General features: G+C 56.6%; 23 protein-coding genes and 1 tRNA gene. 10 read left to right on the top strand and 14 right to left on the bottom strand.

Features of this window, described 5'->3' with window-relative positions:
• Positions 1 to 28 precede the first annotated feature (28 nt).
• Positions 29 to 448: a hypothetical protein gene (locus tag ACQUQR_RS16035; RefSeq protein ID WP_011222426.1), complete on the bottom strand. Its 420-nt coding sequence runs from the start codon at positions 446 to 448 to the stop codon at positions 29 to 31.
• Between the two features lie 40 nt (positions 449 to 488).
• Positions 489 to 563: transfer RNA gene (locus tag ACQUQR_RS16040), tRNA-Glu, on the bottom strand.
• Positions 564 to 661: 98 nt separating this feature from the next.
• Between ACQUQR_RS16040 and ACQUQR_RS16045 the strand changes: the two genes are divergently transcribed.
• From ACQUQR_RS16045 to ACQUQR_RS16055, 3 genes are all read left to right on the top strand, one after another.
• Positions 662 to 1,225 (top strand): plastocyanin/azurin family copper-binding protein, encoded by a 564-nt coding sequence (locus ACQUQR_RS16045; RefSeq protein ID WP_011222427.1) that lies wholly within the window; start codon positions 662 to 664, stop codon positions 1,223 to 1,225.
• A gap of 103 nt (positions 1,226 to 1,328) precedes the next feature.
• Positions 1,329 to 2,081, top strand: a complete 753-nt coding sequence (locus tag ACQUQR_RS16050) for a DUF7260 family protein (protein WP_011222428.1) — start codon at positions 1,329 to 1,331, stop codon at positions 2,079 to 2,081.
• Between the two features lie 283 nt (positions 2,082 to 2,364).
• Positions 2,365 to 2,550, top strand: coding sequence for a DUF7333 family protein (locus tag ACQUQR_RS16055; RefSeq protein WP_011222429.1), 186 nt, complete (start codon positions 2,365 to 2,367; stop codon positions 2,548 to 2,550).
• Positions 2,551 to 2,754: 204 nt separating this feature from the next.
• Here ACQUQR_RS16055 and ACQUQR_RS16060 read toward each other — a convergent pair whose 3' ends face one another.
• The 5 genes from ACQUQR_RS16060 to ACQUQR_RS16080 form a co-directional block, all read right to left on the bottom strand.
• Positions 2,755 to 3,909 (bottom strand): multicopper oxidase domain-containing protein, encoded by a 1,155-nt coding sequence (locus ACQUQR_RS16060; RefSeq protein ID WP_004594571.1) that lies wholly within the window; start codon positions 3,907 to 3,909, stop codon positions 2,755 to 2,757.
• Between the two features lie 168 nt (positions 3,910 to 4,077).
• On the bottom strand, positions 4,078 to 4,695 hold the full coding sequence (locus ACQUQR_RS16065; RefSeq protein WP_435197483.1) for a CPBP family intramembrane glutamic endopeptidase: 618 nt from the start codon (positions 4,693 to 4,695) through the stop codon (positions 4,078 to 4,080).
• A 206-nt stretch (positions 4,696 to 4,901) separates the two neighbouring features.
• Positions 4,902 to 5,345: a disulfide bond formation protein B gene (locus ACQUQR_RS16070; RefSeq protein WP_004594569.1), complete on the bottom strand. Its 444-nt coding sequence runs from the start codon at positions 5,343 to 5,345 to the stop codon at positions 4,902 to 4,904.
• Positions 5,326 to 6,312 carry a thioredoxin domain-containing protein gene (locus tag ACQUQR_RS16075; protein WP_004594568.1) on the bottom strand — a complete coding sequence of 329 codons (987 nt, stop codon included), beginning with the start codon at positions 6,310 to 6,312 and terminating at the stop codon, positions 5,326 to 5,328. The genes ACQUQR_RS16070 and ACQUQR_RS16075 overlap by 20 nt, the downstream gene beginning before the upstream one ends.
• 104 nt (positions 6,313 to 6,416) lie before the next feature.
• A complete protein-coding gene (locus ACQUQR_RS16080; protein WP_011222430.1) occupies positions 6,417 to 7,034 on the bottom strand; it encodes a COX15/CtaA family protein in 618 nt (205 codons plus the stop codon).
• Positions 7,035 to 7,104: 70 nt separating this feature from the next.
• Between ACQUQR_RS16080 and ACQUQR_RS16085 the strand changes: the two genes are divergently transcribed.
• From ACQUQR_RS16085 to ACQUQR_RS16105, 5 genes are all read left to right on the top strand, one after another.
• On the top strand, positions 7,105 to 8,067 hold the full coding sequence (locus ACQUQR_RS16085; protein ID WP_004594566.1) for a transcription initiation factor IIB: 963 nt from the start codon (positions 7,105 to 7,107) through the stop codon (positions 8,065 to 8,067).
• A 60-nt stretch (positions 8,068 to 8,127) separates the two neighbouring features.
• Complete coding sequence (locus ACQUQR_RS16090) at positions 8,128 to 8,355, top strand: hypothetical protein (RefSeq protein ID WP_004594565.1); 228 nt, start codon at positions 8,128 to 8,130, stop codon at positions 8,353 to 8,355.
• A gap of 140 nt (positions 8,356 to 8,495) precedes the next feature.
• A complete protein-coding gene (locus tag ACQUQR_RS16095) occupies positions 8,496 to 8,873 on the top strand; it encodes a winged helix-turn-helix domain-containing protein (RefSeq protein ID WP_004594564.1) in 378 nt (125 codons plus the stop codon).
• Entirely contained in the window at positions 8,870 to 9,148 is a 279-nt protein-coding gene (locus ACQUQR_RS16100; protein ID WP_004594563.1) for a DUF7521 family protein, read from the top strand. The genes ACQUQR_RS16095 and ACQUQR_RS16100 overlap by 4 nt, the downstream gene beginning before the upstream one ends.
• The gene (locus ACQUQR_RS16105; protein WP_004594562.1) at positions 9,145 to 10,467 is read left to right on the top strand and encodes an arylsulfotransferase family protein; all 1,323 of its coding nucleotides are present in this window, start codon (positions 9,145 to 9,147) and stop codon (positions 10,465 to 10,467) included. The genes ACQUQR_RS16100 and ACQUQR_RS16105 overlap by 4 nt, the downstream gene beginning before the upstream one ends.
• Here the strand turns inward: ACQUQR_RS16105 and ACQUQR_RS16110 are convergent.
• The 6 genes from ACQUQR_RS16110 to ACQUQR_RS16135 form a co-directional block, all read right to left on the bottom strand.
• Positions 10,464 to 10,847, bottom strand: a complete 384-nt coding sequence (locus ACQUQR_RS16110) for an STAS/SEC14 domain-containing protein (protein ID WP_004594561.1) — start codon at positions 10,845 to 10,847, stop codon at positions 10,464 to 10,466. The two genes, ACQUQR_RS16105 and ACQUQR_RS16110, sit on opposite strands and share 4 nt — an antisense overlap.
• A 26-nt stretch (positions 10,848 to 10,873) precedes the next feature.
• On the bottom strand, positions 10,874 to 11,809 hold the full coding sequence (locus ACQUQR_RS16115) for a cation diffusion facilitator family transporter (protein ID WP_004594560.1): 936 nt from the start codon (positions 11,807 to 11,809) through the stop codon (positions 10,874 to 10,876).
• Positions 11,810 to 11,830: 21 nt separating this feature from the next.
• Positions 11,831 to 12,268 (bottom strand): hypothetical protein, encoded by a 438-nt coding sequence (locus ACQUQR_RS16120; protein ID WP_004594559.1) that lies wholly within the window; start codon positions 12,266 to 12,268, stop codon positions 11,831 to 11,833.
• A gap of 1 nt (position 12,269) precedes the next feature.
• Positions 12,270 to 14,954, bottom strand: a complete 2,685-nt coding sequence (locus ACQUQR_RS16125) for a heavy metal translocating P-type ATPase (RefSeq protein WP_435197484.1) — start codon at positions 14,952 to 14,954, stop codon at positions 12,270 to 12,272.
• A 126-nt stretch (positions 14,955 to 15,080) separates the two neighbouring features.
• Entirely contained in the window at positions 15,081 to 15,269 is a 189-nt protein-coding gene (locus tag ACQUQR_RS16130; protein ID WP_004594557.1) for a DUF7333 family protein, read from the bottom strand.
• Positions 15,270 to 15,289: 20 nt separating this feature from the next.
• Positions 15,290 to 15,694 (bottom strand): DUF7541 family protein, encoded by a 405-nt coding sequence (locus ACQUQR_RS16135; RefSeq protein WP_004594556.1) that lies wholly within the window; start codon positions 15,692 to 15,694, stop codon positions 15,290 to 15,292.
• A gap of 481 nt (positions 15,695 to 16,175) precedes the next feature.
• On the opposite strand from ACQUQR_RS16135, the gene ACQUQR_RS16140 reads away from it, so the two are divergent.
• Both ACQUQR_RS16140 and ACQUQR_RS16145 read left to right on the top strand, forming a co-directional pair.
• Complete coding sequence (locus tag ACQUQR_RS16140; protein ID WP_004594555.1) at positions 16,176 to 16,442, top strand: hypothetical protein; 267 nt, start codon at positions 16,176 to 16,178, stop codon at positions 16,440 to 16,442.
• Entirely contained in the window at positions 16,426 to 17,937 is a 1,512-nt protein-coding gene (locus ACQUQR_RS16145) for a hypothetical protein (protein ID WP_004594554.1), read from the top strand. The genes ACQUQR_RS16140 and ACQUQR_RS16145 overlap by 17 nt, the downstream gene beginning before the upstream one ends.
• Positions 17,938 to 17,997: 60 nt before the next feature.
• Here ACQUQR_RS16145 and ACQUQR_RS16150 read toward each other — a convergent pair whose 3' ends face one another.
• Positions 17,998 to 19,068, bottom strand: coding sequence for an iron transporter (locus tag ACQUQR_RS16150; protein WP_011222433.1), 1,071 nt, complete (start codon positions 19,066 to 19,068; stop codon positions 17,998 to 18,000).
• Positions 19,069 to 19,229 lie beyond the last annotated feature (161 nt).

Raw genomic sequence — 19,229 nt, forward strand, 5'->3', positions numbered from 1 at the left:
CTCCGAAAGTACGATCGGCACGGTGAATTCACTCGCCGTCCAGAAATACGAGGAACTGTATATGCTTGAAGAACCAGACCGGAAGAACGGCTCCAACCCCTGCAGCGAGTAGGAGACTATTCGATGCTGTCCACACGATCTGTCCAAGTACGGTGCCAATAATCAAGACGCCGTTGTATGCAATCGCATTCACCGCTAAATCGCCTCTTGACTCAGCCCGGGGCCATTTGATGAGACTGGGCCTGATTGCTGACGTCCGGCCGGATACTACTGCGATGAGAAGTCCGAGTAGGCCGGATACAAACCAGCCGAGTACAGCCGGTGGCCAGTTGTATACAACCGTTGCGGTGGCAAGAACAATCAGACACGGACTGGTGATTGTACCGATCTCTACGGAGGCATAGCGGGTCAAAATGTGTTCCTCAGTCCCTTGTTGTGCGGTAGCCATCTGTGAGGGTTATGGGTAGGGCAGTGGATCAGATCGGGGATGCTCCGTCGAGGATTTGAACCTCGGTCCTCGACGTGAGATGCCGAGATGGTTGGCCGAGCTACACCAACGGAGCAGCTTCAACTTGGAGCTTCAGTACTTCAGGTCTGGTCGGTGTCCTATTCAGTGGGAATCCGCCGTTTCCCCTTATGTTGGGGTCTTTGATAATGTGGTATGGAGCGTCGACAGGTTCTCAAGACAGCCGGAATTCTCGCAACAGGTGGCGTAACTGGTCTCGCTGGATGCAGTAGTTCGGGGAACGGAGACGGTGGCGGTGAGCCGACCACGACTGAAACGCAGGAGACAGCTGGTGGGTCTGGAGACTCGAATACTGTTATGATGGTCACTGACGGGAGCGAGTATTATTTCGATCCCATTGGTCTGTTCATCGAATCCGGGGAAACTGTGACATTCGAAATCCAGAGCGGCAGTCACTCGGCAACCGCCTACAAAGAGGGAACGAGCTCAGCATCAGTTACCCGGATTCCCGAAAGCGCAGAAACGTTCAATAGCGAAACGCTGAGTGAACAGGGCGCAACGTTCGAGCACACGTTCGAGACCACGGGGACGTACGATTACTTCTGTATCCCGCACAAGACTCTGGGGATGGTCGGTCGGATCGTCGTTGGCGAACCCGGCGGTCCCGCGGAGGGGAGTATGCCGCCGGACGGAGACGTCCCCGAAAGCCAGACCATCGTTGATCAAGGCAGCGTCTCGTACAGCTCGTTCTCCGGGTAGGCGGCCGCGTATACTGCGAGCTGTGCGCTCCGGAATCGCTTGTACACCATATGGCCGACATTGACTGTGCTTCGGACCGACAGTATGGAGACATACGCTGTCGATGACACTCGCACAAGGCCCGTGGCCGACATACACGGATGCTGCCCTCGATAGTGTTCTACGAGAACGACGTGAGGTTGAGCGCGAATGTCAAGCCTTCCAACGGTTTCGCCAGCGTATCCAGACCGTCGACACACAGACTCCTCGGTTCGAACGGTCCGTTGTTGGAGTGGATCAGAACCTTACATCCGAAGAGAAGTCGGTCCGTAATACCATCGAGCCGTGGTATCATGATACTGTGATGGCGGTCGACCACTACGGCGACGTGTACGGTGATTCGTTCGAGGCGAGCCTCAGTGCCGAATTCGGGGCCGATGTGTTGCTCCTGATCTCAGAAGCGACTACGTTCTCACCGCTCATCAAACAACGGCTCCTCGAGGCCGCACAGCAGTGTATTGACAACCGCCGAGTCTTTCTGGAGAGCCTCCAGGATGAATTCACTACCCTCAAAGACGTGCAATCTACAGTTCAAGAGATTCGAGAGGCGATAGCAGAACTTGATTCTACGAAATTACAGGGGAACTCAGATATTGAACTAACCGACCGATACGAGACGCTTCATACGTTGAATGATGAATGTAAGAGTTGGATCCAGCAACGGCAGGAGGAAATCCACGCTCATCGAATCGATCGGTCGGCAGACGTGGATGCCTACACTGACCTCTGTTCATATCTCTATGAGGGTCTGGAGGTTGATTATCCGGTATTGGCGACGTTTGTCGATATCTTGGAGATCATCTCCCAATATGAGTAGTCCTCTCTTTTACCTCCTACTCTGTCTTGACGTCGTCCTATGGCTGAACAGTAGTTGCTGATTTGGCTGCGATTAGTGCTGGCAAACTCAGCGATGGAATCGAGGAACTCCGTGCACCGGGTGCACGGCTTTCAGAATCGGCGTGAGTGGGCGTCGAACATGTTAGATAATCGACTCCGGCAATGACTGTGAAAGGGTGGGCTTCCGCTCGCACCGTGTCAATACCGGCTTCCAGCAAATCTACTTTGTTAACGGTTTTGTCTATCCGGTCACAACTGTACATATGGAATTCGACTTTGTGCGCTCGGTGGCCCCCCTTGTCGTAATTGTCGCCGTCGCGGCGATTGCGCTCACGACCGTGATGACCTCCTCGACGGTCTTTATGATGGTTCTGCCCTCGATGATTATCTTCTCGGTCATCGCGTTCTTCCTGGGAATGAAACATGGCGAGTTCCGCGCCAGTGCATAATAGGCCGACCCAGTAGCCGGAATCCGCTGTGTTGCGGTCCATGCTAGCCCCCAGCTGTGTTGATTCAGATTATTTCGATGACCGGTTCGCAGTCCTAGCGACGGCTGTTTTAGCGGGGTGATGTCGAACCAACAGGAGTCCACCTGGGTTGGGTAACCCCTATCGTTCAGTTAGATCCTGTCCTGGTCGTGGTGTAGAGGGTCTCTACGTGGAGTAGCCAGCGTACTCCATAAGTTGGTTGAAAATGTCAGTATCCATGACGGACCGATAGACCACGCCGGTGAGCATCCCGCCGGGATAGAACGTGCCGTTCATCACGTGGTTGACCTTGTGGCAGTGCATCAGGTAGATGCCGGGGTCTGCATCGGCAGTAAATTCGATCGTGTGTCGTTCAGCGGGGGCGACGTTCGTGACGTCCATGTCGTGGCGGGCAGCCTCTGGAATCGTCCCGCCGTCCTTTTCGACACGCTGGAAGCGGTGGTTATGGATATGCATCGGGTGCGACATGTATCCACCGTTGACGAGGTGGATGCGAACTGAGTCGCCCTCGTCGACGATGATCGGTGAGCCTTCTTCGGGGTGCAGCGTTCGGGGTGCGCTCTTCCCGTTGACGGTGAACACGTCCGGATTGCGACTGGCCGAATTGTATGTGAAGTCCGCCTCACCGGCCCACTTCCGCGGAACCCGCGAATCCCAGTCCTTGATCGTCATGAAGTATTCGCGGTCCGCCGGTTCGTAGCCTTCGGGATCAACTCGGTAGATCCCGTACATGCCCATGTCGATATGCCGGTGGGTCTGGAAGTGGCAATGGTAGAAATGCGTTCCAGGGACGTTAGCGGGAATCTCGTAGGTGTGTGTCTCCCCTGGCGGGACCTGAATCCCGGTCGTCGTCGGGACGCCGTCGTTCTCCCACGTCTTGCGAATTCCGTGGAAGTGAATCGTGTGGGGACGTCGGCCATCGGTGTTGTCGAGTGTCACCTCCATCGCGTTACCCTCGGTCGTTCTGAGAATTGGGCCTGGGACGCTGGGGTCGTTGTCGTCGGCCTGGAACGCCCAGACGCGTGGGAATTCGACGGGCCCACCCATTGTATCGAGCGGGTGGACGGCGTGGCGGGCCTGTTGAGTCCGCATCGTCACTCCACCACCCTGCTCGTCGACGTTGACGACTGTTGGAGGGCTGGTGTAGGGGAGATTAGGCGAGTCAGTTTGTGTCTGCGTGGCCGTATCGCTCGTTGCTGCTGGCTCGTTAGCTCCGCCCGCCGAACAGCCTGCTAACGAAGCGATACCCGTCGCGCCAGTTGCCGCGAGAAACTCACGCCGGGACAGTCCGGTTCCGGGTGCGCCGAAACGTGTGGTCATGATACACTCGGCATTTTGGTTGGCCTAAACATAGGGCGACTGCGGTGTCCCAATTCACGGGACAGTGCGTGGATATGTTCGGCAAAAGGCGAATGGAGATGGCGGCTTTTTATTTATACTTGTTCGCCGTTAGGAGTCTGAAATTGAGACGACAAAGTGGTCAGATTTTTAGAGTCCGCCCGTCGCCGTCAGATAGGCCCCTGCAAACTGCACCGCGTTATACGTCCCGTGAATCACAGCCGGCACTGTGAGGTTGTCCGTATACTCGTACGCTGCTCCCAGTACTAAGGCCAGGACGAATGCGATACCGATGTACACCAGTTTGCCTTCCCCTGACAACGAGAAGAGATGGATCGATGCGAACAGAGCGCTTGCGAGGATGATTGCACGAGCCGGATGGAGACTTTCACGGAGGGTGCCCTGTACGAGGCCCCGGAACAACAGCTCTTCTCCCGGGCCGACTAACAGGAATTGAAGGGGGATCAGAAGAAGGAATACACTCGGATTTTGTCGCCCGACCTCGACGATCTGATTCTGAGCCGAGTTCAGACCGAGGGCTGTGATTACTGAGGACGCCACAAAGAGCAACCCCAGGATCGCTATACTCCCGCCAACAATCACTGCTCCATCACGCTTGTCAGGTGAACGAACTGGAACGAATCCCAATCCGAGATCACGGCCTTTGAGATAAAGGATGGCGATGCCCCCAAACGTCACTCCTTGGAGGAAGAACGTGCTCACAACCAGTCTGAGGGCTGGGCGCGACGCGAGGTCGACTCCGAACAACCCGACTACCGTCGCGACGGCAAGGATTACGATAGCCCCCGCGACGTATGATCCATACGTGAGACCAATCGCCGAGGCGACAGACCGGAAACGAGATATCGACGACATTAATCAGATGTGAGCGTAGGGCTCCACCCTACAAGCTGGCTTCGATAGGTCGATTCCGGCGCTATTCATTCCAAGACATCCCGCGGTAGTGATTTTGTTCATAGCTGACGTTCAGGTTCGACGAGGTTGGATCCAGCGAGGACTGTAATTATCACGAGCACGAACGCGATGAGTGAGAGATTCGGAATTGTAAGTCCGAGCACCGGAGCCTGCCACTGGACAACTGCACAGGGGCCAGCAAAGGTGCATGAGGCCGTCGTTGCTTGGAGTACGGAGTGATATCCCGCGATTGAAGCTCCCACCACGGATAGTGGCACGACTGTTCGCCAGATTGTGTTGTGGCTCTCGAGGGCGGCAACGCCGAGAACGACGACAAGCGGATACATGAGGATACGTTGGTACCAGCAGAGGGTACACGGAACGAGACCGAGGCCGAGACTGAACCAGAGGCTTCCCAGGGTTGCAATCGCCGCGACGCCTGCCCCGCCTGCAAGCCAGAATCGTCCGTCGGACATCCATGACTCAGTTTGATCCAGCTGCATCTTCGATCAGCTGTCTTACTCGCTCTTCGTTTCCGAGTGGATTGACCGTCATGCCATCGATGAGGAGCGTGGGTGTGGCATCGACACCGACATCGCTCGCAGCCCTGTCAGTCGCCCGCAGCGCGTCGTCATACTGATTTTCTTGGATGGCCGTGCGGACCGACGCTGTCTCGGAGACGCCTGCGGCCTGAGCAAACTCGACCAATCTCTCGGCGGTCGCCCACTGGTCGCTCTCGGGTGGTTGATTCCCGAACACGTATTCGTGAAACGCCCAGTATGAGGCTGGGTCGGTGTTCCAGACGGCTAATCCGGCCTGACCGGCTGCCGGTGCATCGGGGCCCAAAAATGGGTCGCCACCGATATATGCCAGATTGCGGAACTCGAGCGCAATTGTTCCTGGTTCCACGTAGTCCGTCACGAGTTGTGAAAGCATCTCCGTACTGAACTGGGCGCAGTACGGACACTTCCAGCTCCCGAAGTATGTGACCATGACATCGGCATCAGCAGACCCCATCGTCGCATAGCGGAAGTCTCCAGGCGAGTCGGGAATCGGGGCAGTGGTAACGGCACCCGTATCACCTCCAGCAGTCGCGCCGTCATCCGGCTCAGTGCTCGTATTGTTAGAGAGAGCGGTGGCGCCGATCACGAGACCGGCAGTGGCGGCACCACCACCGCCGAGGAGAAGCTGTCGGCGGGTTAGTCCTCCGACAGCAGCTCCAACACCTCCCTCGGAGAGCCGCTCTGAGAACGTGAGTGAATCAACGGCTGTCTCAGCCCGTTTGTAATCCACACCTGAGAGGTCGTCGGGGTGCGCGACGAGCCAGTGTCTGTAGAGCTGCTCGTCAGTCTCGTCACCGAGTTGTTCGCCACAATAATGGCAGGCGCTGTGAACGTTCCATGTGTGGTCACGCGCTGCTCCAGCTGTTTCGAATTGATCTGTACAGATCGGGCAGGTATGGGCAGTCATTCGTGATCACTACTCCAAGTGTAGATTTCATAGGCTCCGTGTTCTGCTCTCATAGTGAGCTGAATCGTCGGTATCTGTGGCATTGTGTTATACGCAAGGGGTCATCAGCGGCGGAGATATGCGACGAGGCAGGTCGTCAGGAGACAGAGGAGAATGAGAATTGCCACGCCCAGATGCGTCGTCACGATGGTCGGTTGGAGATCTTCCGTGACGGTCAATCCTCCGAGGATAACCTGTAACGGAAGGAGGACGAGAGCGGCCGTGGCCGACCATTTGACAATCGGGGTATTACGGTGTGTCACCCACGCTCCAAGGGTCGTGCCGACGATCAGAACCCCGGCCGTCATCGCCAGTCCACGGTGAGCCCACTCAGCGAAGATTTGGAGTGCAGAGTATGGCGAGTTAGCAATGATCTCGGGTTGAAGGAAGGGGACCCACGTCCCGTAGCAGGTCGGCCAATCGGGACAGGAAAGTCCAGCACCGATTGCACTGGTGTAGGCTCCAAGAAGCATCACAATATACGTCACTAGTAGCGTCAAACTGGCGATATGCCTGTACTCGACCGGAATCCTTGAAATCGCGGTTCGTATATCGTGCCTGCGGAGTCGGGCTTGAGACATAATATTGGGTAGGGACGTTGACTTGCGGTGTGACGAGTTGATGTCTTGGAGACAAAGTGTTAAGCCGGATTCCCAGCGAGTGGGACACCGCCTGCTATTCATTGAGGAGCCGTCTCATGATACTGTTAAGAAGACACACGGTTTGTAGGGAAAACCCCTATATGCCAATAGTATGATGGCTCAAGAACATACCCAGGAACGGTCAATAGATGAACGCGACCGCGAGGTGAAGTCTGCCAACGACAACATCTGTCCCGAGTGTCAGGGTCATATTACACGGACTAGCGACAGCGGTGAGGCGACCTGCGAAAGCTGTGGGTTGGTTTTTGAAGATAATCCAATCGACCACGGTCCTGAGTGGCGTGCGTTCACTTCAGAGGAACGCGATGAAAAGAGTCGGGTCGGGGCTCCGACGACGCAGCTGATGCACGATAAGGGTCTGAGTACGACTATCGGCTGGCAGGACAAGGATGCCTACGGACAGGCTGTCTCTGGTCGCAAACGTGCTCAATTACAGCGCCTCCGGACGTGGGACGAGCGGTTCCGTACGAAGGATGCTCACGAGCGGAATCTCAAGCAAGCGCTCGGGGAGATCAGCCGCATGGCGTCCGCTCTGGGACTTCCTGAATCGGTTCGGGAAACTGCAGGCGTCCTGTACCGGCGTGCTGTGGAGCAGAACCTGCTCCCCGGTCGCTCGATCGAGGGTATGTCGACGGCGTCGTTGTATGCGGCTGCTCGACAGCACGGAATGCCACGGCCGCTGACGGAGTTCGCCGATGTCAGCCGTGTCGAGAAAATCCGGATCCAGCGAGCGTACCGATATCTGTCCCGAGAACTTGGGCTGGAGATCGAGCCGGAGGATCCCATGCAATATATTCCACAATTCGCGTCATCGCTCGACGTGAGCGACGAAGCAGAACGGCGCTCTCGAGAACTGCTTGAGGTAGCTACAGATAATGCCGTCCACAGTGGAAAGAGTCCAGCCGGGTTGGCGGCTGCCGCTCTGTATGCTGCGACCCACCTCACGAACGAACAGCTCACACAGGAGACGGTGAGTGAGGTCGCCCACGTCAGTCGAGTCACGATCCGAAATCGATACCAAGAGCTTCTCGAGGTGTACGCGCAGTATGACTGACCGGATAGCCCCTGCCGGGCGAAATCCAGCTACTGAGTGGGTCATGATACGATATTTACCATGAGCGAGTTCTCAATACAGACCGAGGTCGAGATATTGGAGCTGCTCGTTGATGAGTCACCGTGCCATGTGATGGAGATCACTAACGCCGTCGATGGACACCCGATCACCATTGACCAAACGTGTGCTCACCTCCATAGTGAGGGCTGTATTGTTCCACTGGGGAGGGGTCTCTACGAGATCACAGACGCAGGCGAACAACGACTCGAAATTCAGCACGATTCATAATTGTGTCACCATGTCTCCCCTCTTTCGATGGATCGACCGTCATGACTCTGGAACCACGATCCCGACTGAGTTCGTGGGACCAATGGGATGCCTCTCCAGCAATCGGACACCATATCCCGAGGACCACGTATTATCGAATAATGGGAGATGATTCAGTGTCGTCCGAGGACACTCCGGAGGTACAGGATGTCCTTGATGCGCTGGATGATCCCGCGTGTCGGGCTATTCTCCAGGAAACTATCGAACCAATGACTGCGAACGAACTCCTCGACGCATGTGACATCCCCAAGTCGACGCTGTATCGAAAATTAGAACTCCTCAGTTCCGCTTCCCTCGTTCGAGAACAGGAGACGATCAACCCCGGAGGTGGACGGGTTACCTACTACGAGCGGTCGTTCGAGGACGTCACGATCTCTATGGACGACACAGGTACGTTTTCGGTGAGCGTCGATCGGCCGCCGAAATCTACAGACGAACGGCTTGCAGATATCTGGTCGATGATGGGGGACGAAGTATGAACGGCGTCATCACGGCGATTGCAGTCGTCAAGTTCGTAATCCTGCTTCTCGGTGGCGGGATTACCTATATTGCATTTAAAGCCTATCGACGTACGGGTGCGGATTCGCTACGTGTCCTTGGTGTCGGGTTCGGTATCATCACACTCGGGGCAATTCTAACTGGCGTGGCCAACCAGTTCTTTTCTGTCGGATTGGCCCTCGGCGTGCTCATCAACAGCCTGTTCGTCGCCCTTGGCCTCGCGGTCATCATGTACTCGCTGTATATCCAGAAATGAACCCCGTTCCGAATGTTGCCGTTCCTGATCTCCGTCGGGGTAGCTACCTAATCCTTTTCGGCGTTGTTCTGTTCGTTCTCACGCTTGTTAGCAGTGCAATGCTCGCCCCTGCGATTGGGACGGCTTCGGAGACAGACCAGACGTCCCGAACCTTGGTCGGGTCTCAGGGGGGTGGCCCAGGCTGGCACGAATACGGCAGCGTCTATCTTCTCAACGGGACGAACACTACCTGGCGTGAATCGAGTGCTGATAGCTATTTTGACGTCACACAAACGGAGAACGGAACAGTGTTAGCCGGGTTCATGGACAGCGGGTACGCTTCGTGCGGACCGTACGAGTCTCCCTGTACCCGAACGGGATTCCGAGTCATTGACCCCGGGAAAGACCTGCAGGTGGTTTCGGAGTATAGCTTCCCGGTGCGAACGAACAAGAACAGCGAAGTCCACGATGTCGAACGACTCGAATCGGGAGAATACTTGGTCACCGATATGGAGTACGAGCGTATCTTTACTGTCAAGAACGGCGAAGTCACGTGGCAGTGGAATGCGAGTTCGTTCTACGACGCCCCACAAGATCCGACGACGACCGACTGGCTGCACATCAACGACGTGGACGTCATCGGCTCTGGGCGCTATCTCGTCTCAGTACGGAATGCCAACCAGCTACTCGTTATCGAGCGCGGCGAGGGCGTCGTTGAGGTTATCAATGAGGATACGACCGATTCGAACGATGCCAATTGCCGGAAATCCGGCCAGTTGAACGACTATGACAATGATGGCGATATTCGATGCGGTGACCCCGACGTGCTCAACCACCAGCACAACCCCCAGTGGCTCGGGGATGGTGCCGTCCTCGTTGCCGACAGCGAGAACGACCGAGTCGTGGAACTGCATCGAACGGAGGGCGGTAAATGGGAGCCAGCGTGGGCTCTTGATCGGGCAGCGGGTGTCGAGCTCGATTGGCCCCGGGATGCGGATCGCCTCCCGAACGGAAACACGCTTATCACCGACACGCTCAACCGGCGACTCGTAGAGGTCGACGAATCCGGGACTGTCGTCTGGAGCGTTCGAACAGAGCGTATCCCATACGAAGCCGACCGACTGCCCTACGGTGAGTCTGTCGGAGCCCCGAAGTACACGACTAACGGAAGCAGCGTCGACAGCCCTGACGCCGGCGTGCCGGTTCTCTCACTACTGCTGGTCGGGCTTCGGGCAGTCGTTCCGTCAACGCCATTCTGGTTCCGGGAACCACAACTTGGACTGACGCTTGTCTCTACACTCCTCATTGTCGTCGGCGGAGTTGATCGTATTCGTAACTAAATTTCCTCTCGAAGCCAGTCGAGAGCTCGCTCGCGTTTCTTGATGTCGAAATATCGCATTTCGTTGGGGGCGACTGGCCAGATCGGTCGGATTGCATACCACCAGTCGAACAGGAGTTTTGCCCATCGTGTATCGCCGACTGCGGCGTACCGGTCGATATCGAACTCAGGGCCGTACCGGAGATCGGGAACCACCCCGTGGAGGTGTGTGAGAAACGCCCTGAACGTCCAGTTCGGAACTTCCTCGTACACGTGGATGTACCCGTGCTTATCGCTCTTTTCGACGAGGAGTGAGTACAGCTCTTGATAGCCTGTTCGCGTGCCCTTCCCGACGCGAATCGCAATGAGGTTCTCGTTCGTCTCGTCCAACACCTCGAACATTTGATCGGGTGCTGTGTGGGACATCGTTAGTGGGAGTGATTCGTCGTACCGACAGGGTCAGTATCGGGATCGGTACGCCCGACGAGCTCCACGGTTGCGTGGTCGATTCCTCGATTCGTGAGATAGTCGTGAACCCGTGACTGGATTCTCCGTTGCTCCTCGAGTGTGGTCGACGTATCTGTCAGTCGGACGGTTGCGACGGTGAGTTGACTACAGACTTGCCAGACGTGGAGATCCTCAATCTGGTCGACGCCATCGAGTGTCGTCAATTCATCCCGGAGTTCTTCGGACGACACCGGGCTCCGTTCCAACAGGATCGAGGTGCTTTCCCGGAGGACGTTCCCGGCCGACGCGAGCACCAGCAGCCCAATGAGTACGGCCGCCACAGGGTCTGCGATGGGGAGATCGAACACTGCGACGGCGGCGGTCGAGACGATTACCGCAACAGAGCCACCGGCGTCACCGAGCAGGTGGTAGAACGCCCCGCGCTCGTTGAGACTCATCTCACCACCCTGCAACACGTACACGGAGCCGATGTTTACCAGCAGGCCACCCGTAGCGATGATCAGCGTCAACTCGGGATTGATCGCCACTGGCTCAAGGAACCGCTGGTAGGACTCCCAGACGATGTATCCGACCATTGGAAGGAGCAAGACGCCGTTCAGGAAGGCCGCAACCGGCTCCAGTCGGTGGAGACCGTACGACCACGCCTCGCCACCCTCGAACCGTTCGGCGGTGTAGCTCGCGCCGAACGCCATCGCGTACGCCAGCATATCGAACAGCATGTGGAGTGCGTCGCTGATAAGCGCGACCGACCCGAACAGGAGTCCACCAGCCAGTTCGATGACGAATCCAAAGAAATTGACGACCGCGACGAGCGCAAGCCGACGCGTACTGCCACTTGATTTAGACGGGAGGTTGTGCTCTGCGGTCTCCTCATCAGTATGCTCGTGAAGGGTCATAAGTTCACATTAGAGGGGGTTCTATTTCGAATCTGAGGATTCCGGTTGTTCCTGGGTAGATTCCTGGGCCCCGTCTTCACTCGTCACCATCGAATCCTGCGCCGTTGATTCAGTGCTATCCGAAGAGGTAATCTCCTCATCGGCTCCCTCCGGTTCTGGTTTGGACCGCTCCGATTCTTCGGAGAGTGATGTATCTTGGGCGGAGGAGCCCGCGAAATCGAGCGGACGAAGCCAGATGAACCAAACCACAAATACGGTTGTGCCATAGCCGACGATCCACACGAGGTCAGCAACTGCAGAGAGGTTCGCCTGTTCGAAGGTGTATACCAACAAACCGGGCCCGATGAGCCCAATGAGCACAACGAGGACGGCAAACTGCGGAGACGAGAGTCCGAACGGGTATCGTTGCTGATCTGCCTCCGTATGGGATGTTGCGTTTCCCTCATTCTCTGCACCCATCTTACCCCTCCGAAGCGCTGGTTTCGGTGTCTGTCTCCGGCGTGATTCGAGAGAGTCGCATCGCGTTCCCGGTGACGGCCGTCGTCATTCCGGCATCGCCAGCGAGGACGGCGAGCCAGATCGGGACGTATCCGAACGGGACTGCGACTGCCAGCCCGGCTTTGACAGCGAGACTCGACCAGATGTTCTGTCGGATGACCCCGTTCGCATCGTGTGCGAGTTCGTAGAGGTACGGGAGCTTTGCGAGGTCATCACCCATCAAGGCGATGTCGGCGGTCTCCAATGCGGTATCAGTCCCGGCAGCCCCCATCGCCACGCCGACTGTGGCGGTGGCGAGCGCCGGTGCGTCGTTGATGCCGTCACCGACCATCGCAACGCCGTCGTACTCCTCGACGAGCTCCTCGATCGCCGTCACCTTGTCCTCGGGGAGTAATTCGGCCTGGTACTCGTCGACGCCGACCTGTTCGGCGATCGCGCGGGCAGTCCGCTCATTGTCACCCGTCAGCATCACCGTTCGGGAGACGCCGAGTTGCTTGAGTCGCGTCAGTGTTCGCTTCGCTTCGGGTCGGATCTCGTCGGCGACTGCGATGACGCCTTCGAGTTCGTCTTCGGTTCCAACGAGGACAACGGTCTTCCCTTCTGCTTGGAGTTCGGGAACGGTCTCGTCGAGAAGGTCGAGGCAGTTGTTCCGGTCGCATATCTGCCGAGCTGTCTGGGTGACGACACCGCCGTCAGTGGTCGCGTGGACGTGTGATAGGTCGAATCCCAGCTCCTCGAACAGCCCCGGCTTGCCAGCGAAGTGGGGCGTCCCGTCGAGGTCGGCCCGGACGCCCTTGCCGGTGATGCTCTCGAAATCATCGATCTCGCGCTCGGCGACTCCCATGCTGCCGGCCTCAGCGACGATCGCCTCGCCGATGGGATGTTCGCTCCGTTGTTCGAGCCCGCGGGCACACCGGAGGACGTCTTCCTCCGAATTTTCGTTTAATGGAACGACGTCAGTGACGGTGAGCTCACCTTTCGTGAGCGTCCCCGTTTTGTCGAAGGCGACGACGTCGACGGCCCCCATCGCTTCGAGGTGGTTGCCGCCCTTGATCAGGACGCCGTTCTTCGCGGCGCTCGTAATTCCCGACACGACGGACACGGGTGTCGAGATGACGAACGCACACGGGCAGGCCAGTACCAGTAACGTCAACCCGTAGACGACGGCCGTGGGCCAGGTCGTGCCGAGAACGTACGGGCTTCCCACCGTCGTCAAAATGGCGAAGGCAACGACGACTGGCGTGTAGTACGTTGAGAAGCGTTCGACGAATTGCTCGCGCTCGGTCTTGTTCGACTGGGCATCCTCGACCATCTCCACGATTCGCGAGAGCGTGTTATCACCGGCTTCAGAGGTAACCTCTACCTCAAGATAGCCCTCTTCGTTGATCGTGCCGGCGTATACCTCATCTCCCATCGTCTTGTCGACGGGTACGCTTTCGCCTGTGATGGGTGCCTGATTGACGGCGCTTTCACCGTCGACGACGGTTCCGTCCATCGGGATCTTCTCCCCCGGTTTGACGACGACCACGTCGCCGACAGCGACCTCGTCGACAGGAACTGTCTCCGTGGTATCGTCCCGTTTGACGGTTGCCTCATCCGGTGAGAGGTCCATCAACTCCCGGAGCGAGTTCCGAGCGCGATCCATCGAGTACCGCTCCAGCAGCTCGGCGATACTGAACAGGAACGCGAGGGTGGCCGCCTCGAAGTAGAGCGCCTCACCGAAGGCGAGGCTCGCAACGAGTGCTCCGAGGATAGCCACCGACATCAGGAAGTCGATATCGAGGTTCAGATTCCGAGCGGAGTAGTAGCCGTTGCGGAAGATCTCCTGACCACCGGACGCGACGGCAACGAGGAACAGTACGTCGGCGACGAGCAGCTCCGTTCCGAGAAGGCTTGCAAGCTGTACATTCTGCCCGGTCAGGAAGAACTCGAAGAGCAAGCCGAGAGCGACGAATCCACCGCTGATCCACGTCTTGAGTGCTCGTGGACTCGTCCAGATGCTCTCGCGTTCCTCAGTCGGGTCCTGCCGTCCTGATTCGTCGCTCGACGTGTCTGTAACCTTGTACCCGGCACGTTCGATAGCGCCGATGATATCGGCTTCTCCAGTCCTCGAAGAATCGTACGTGACGACGACGGTTCCGGTCGTCGGCTGGGTTTCGAATGTTGTAATTCCCTCGACCCTCTCGAGAGCGTTCTCGATTTTGCCAGCACACGACGGGCAATCCATTTCCGGAACCGTGAATTTCGAGGACACTTCGCCGGTGTCCTCCACGGTGTACCCGGCCTTTTCGACCCGATTAGCAATCGCGGTGGCACTCGTTTGTTCGCCGTCGTATGAAACGGTCAGCGTCCCTTTCGTCACTTGCGGGTCGACGCTGCGGATTCCGTCCAGTTTTTCGACGCTGTTCTCTACCTTTCCTGCACAGGATGGACAATCCATCTCCGGGACCGCGAATTGTGCAACGTCCCCTTGGTCTATGGGTGGAGAAACGTCGTCGACGCCCTGTTCTGTGTGTTGGGCGTGTTCGTGATCACTGTGGTCGTGGTCATGCGTGTGACTATGCTCGTGGGACCCTTCTTCGTGTTCGTGGGCGCGATCCGGTGGCTCACCACTCCTGTTGTGGGAATCGTCGTCGGGGGAGGTCATCACTCTCCCCTAGCCACTACACATTTATTAAATCGACTGCTATAAAACACCCATTTTCTGCCAATACCTAATAAATACTTTGCCCTATATTATTAACTCGGCCGTTGTCTCATCTCAAATGCAGACCTAAGTATGGTTTGCTCGATACTCACCGTGTTTGACCTCGAGGAAGAGCGTAAAGACTCCAAACACGACGAGGCCGACGCTCACCATCATGACTGTACTTTTGCTCGTCGGACTCATCATCGTCCCACCAATTATGAGGGTGAGCAGGACCCCGAACGCGATTACCGTTTTCGTGTTATCGAATTCCATCGATAGTTTGTTACTGAAACTCAATCAGATGTTGTTTCCGACGTCTCTGCTGTCGATACCGTTGCGCGGGTCTTCCTTCGAACGAAGCCTACCCAGACAAGTGCACCAACGAGACACAGGATACCAGCGATCGCAATCGATTGACCGCGGATTGTCGTCCCGGTCTGGTTCTGTGTGATCAGCAAGATACCGATGCCGAAGAGGACGAATCCTTGAACACCTGCTGCTTTCGCTGGTTCAGTAATATACTCCGCCTCTGTGAGAATGCCAGCAACAGATCCGACGAACAACAACAGTCCCGCAACAGAGACAGGACGAAGGCCGAGAACGACACCGACCTCCGAGAGAGCAAATCCAATAGCGACAAAGAGTGGCCATGGACTCGCTCCCGTGAAGGTTGAATCCGTGTCTTCGGAATCGCTCATTATCTCGAGTTGAGCTTCACGATATAATAAATCGGCTGTTATTGATACCCCTATAGTTAATAGAAAATGGCTGTAATTCAGCCGTTAGTTAATATTGGTGCGGTATAACCTCACAGTCTGAAGCTGGTAATACTGCTTAGTCCCGATTCTCCGCGCTATCCCATCTTACGGTCAAATGGTTTTATAGAGACGCTCTGCCTACTCTTTTTTATGTGCATCTACTGCGACGCCTACGAAGAAGAGCGAGAAACGGAGAGTCAGTCTCCAGTCGAAGACAACCACTCTGAACAAAAGACTACTTCCACGCTGTCAAAGGGAGCGTTTGGACAACTTCGTTCTTCGCTAGCAGATCTGTTGTAACCGACCATTCTGGCCATTGATGACGCCACGTAGGTCGATACGCGAGCGGAGAAGTTCGAACGTCGAACCAGAACGGTTTCAACGCTGACTGGCCTACGGCCGAATAACAGCTTTCGAGAGTATGTCATACGAAGGCACTACGGTTCCACGGCGTGACTCACCTGCAGGGGAGTGTGATTACTGTGGGCATCCGTTCCCGACGACCGACCGCCTCGTCCTCCACAAAGGCTTAGAACATCCCCAAGAGCTGGATGACGACGAGGAGGACGCATTCCTCTCTGCCCGAGCAGACGAAGAAGACGAGTTGCGTACACTCCGTCTGAAAGCGCTTGGAGCCCTCGTGCTCCTGTACTTCGGTCTTCTATTCATGTATGCTATCTTTGCCTGACTCAGATACGAACACCGGGGCAAGCGAAGAGGTACACATAGAGTCAGGTCCAGGGTCGAGGCTTCGTCATTGGGTCGTCTCGAACACGAAGCTCAGACTCTTCGTACAGTTTGTACTCTGGGTCTCGATACTGACGCTGTTTACCGAAACAGTCGCTGCCGGTAACGGGATGACGCTCTCGAAGCAGCCTCGGGATACCCTTGCCGTTCCCCGATGGCTGTATCTTGCCACTGGCGGCGCCACGATCGGCGCCTCTGCCCTACTTGCGAGCTTCGTTACTGATCGAGCCTTTATCCGCTATCTCCACAACTGGTCACTCCCCGGTCCGACGGTCGACGACTGGTGGACACCGATTCGATGGATCGGACGTAGTTTTGGGATTGTCGTCCTTGGACTGGCAGTGTATCTCGGACTGACCGGACCGCAGCTCCCGACAGCAAGCTTCACCATTCTCGTCACATTTGTCGTCGTTCGAGCGGGCTTGCCGATGCTTACGTATCTTGGAGGGAACGTTTGGCCAGCACTGAACCCCTGGCGAGGGATCGTCTCGCTTCTCCCAGCTGGACACAGAACGTATCCAAGAGAATTAGCCCGATGGCCAGCTGTCGGTGGCCTATTACTCCTTGTGTGGATTGAGGTGATTTTCCCTGTCAGCACGATTCCGTCAATTCTTTCGCTTGCGATCCTCGGCTACAGTGCCGTCACAATCGCAGGCGCAGTACTCTTCGGTCCTGACGCGTGGTTCGAGAACGCAGATCCGTTATCCGTCCTGTTCCGATTTTTCGGGGCTGTCGCCCCTGTAAAACGGCGGGACGGGAAGCTCACTGTAAAACTGCCCGGTAGCGACCTGACTGACTCAGACTTAATCACGGACACCTCCGATGTTGCGTTCGTCATTGCGCTGATTTGGGAGCTCACGTACAGCGGCTTCATCACGACGCAGACGGGCGCAGCAACTACCGAGGCACTCGTCAGCCTCTCCAATATTGGAGTGGGAGCCGTACAGATTCGTGCGATCCTCATCTACACACTCCTTTTCGTCAGTGGCTACGTCGTTTTCTTCGCCGCGTATTGGTATGCGGGCGTACTCTCTCGGCGACGGACCGGGACATACATCACAGCGAAACGTATCGCCTTTCGGTTTGCACCCTCGCTATTGGCCATCGCAGCGGGATATCACCTCGCCCACTACACCGGACTGGCTGTATCCCTCAGTCCGGCTCTAGGCATGGCAATTCTCTCTCCACTGTCGCCCCCAGCGAATCCCCTGACATTGTCTCCACCTGGGTGGTTCGAGGGTTTGAGTATCGCCTACGTGCTCATCGGGCATCTCCTCGCTATCTGGGCAGCGCACGCGACCGCCTACGAACTCTTCTCGAGTCGTCTCGTCGCAATCCGGAGCCAGTACCCGTTCATCGGTGTGATGATCGGGTACACCGTTATTAGCCTCTGGATTCTCTCACTTCCAGGAGCGACGCCCCCATATCTACCCTGATTCTGGTGGTTTCGAGAGAACAACGGATCGCACACTAAGGTCAGAACTCAACCAGAAAGATCACTCGGCAGTGAACTCAATCGGGTCCATGTCGAGAAACGCGGTTTCGTAGCCGTCGTGGCGCGCCAGTTGGGGTGGTGTCTCTACAGTGATTCTGACCGTATCGCCAGTCTTGAGTTCATCAATACCCATCCCATAGAAACTCCCGAGGTCAGGATCAAGGGACGCTTGGAGTGTCCCTTGTGTGATTGTATCCCCTCCACGGTCGAGTGTTGCTGAAAGAGCCATCCTCGGGAGCATCACGCGATTGTAGGGTGTGCGTGGAGAAACGATTAGGAAGGGTCCTTCAGTATCACTAAACCGATGGTCACCGTCAACGAGAGCAACCAGCATCGTTGCGTCACCGGATTGCCCTTCGTGGAGTAGTCGACCGGGAAGCTCGGATTTTGTCGGCACGACCGGTTCAGGAATCATTTCCATATCCATTAGATCGACTGTCCCACGGGTGCCTGCTTTGTCCCCTAACCGGCGAATCTCCAAATTGTACGTCTCATCCGTATCGAACGTGAACTGCATCGTGGCAGACTGTCCCTCTGTAAATCGCCCGTTGAATGGACTCGTACGAGCTGTCTGCAACGGGCCAACCTGGAGCGTCACATCGTACTGTCCTTCCCCCGGGAGAGCGATATTGTCGCCGTAGTGGAACCCCATATTCGGCGAGATCATCGGCCAGAGGTTGGTCGAGGACACTCGACCGTCGCTGTTACTGATTTCGACAGAGACGTCGACCGGGAGGATCGTCTCCGTCTCGGTGTCCCAGACACTCGCCATCAGATGCACCGAATCATCCGACTGAACGACGACTTTCGTCTTTCGTGAGCCAGTGAGGTTCCAGAAACGGTGCGGGAAGGAGTGCATCAGTGCAAATCCGAGACTGCCTGCCGTCGTCGTTCCGTACATTCCCATCCCTTCGATGATTGCCGGATAGTAGACCGCGTCAGGTCGATCCTCCACGATCGGTGGATCACGCCATGCAGACTGCGTCTCGAATCCGAGCCGCCCCAGGCAACCAGACAGTACCAGGCCCCCCGAGAGAGCAGTCCCCTGTTTGAGAAACGTTCTCCGATTCATGTTCTCCTCTGAGATACTATGTTTGGTAGATTCATTGAGTCGACCTCGCTGTCGTCAACCGGGGGTTTCTGTAACTGCCAGCCTCGGCCATTCTGTGACTGTCTACGCTAAGCGAACGACGAATCCGGTGAGTACCAGGAGTGAGACAACGCCAAGTAACG

The organism is Natronomonas sp. EA1 (assembly GCF_051195035.1).
In the GTDB taxonomy this organism is placed as follows: Archaea; Halobacteriota; Halobacteria; order Halobacteriales; family Haloarculaceae; genus JBNTJV01.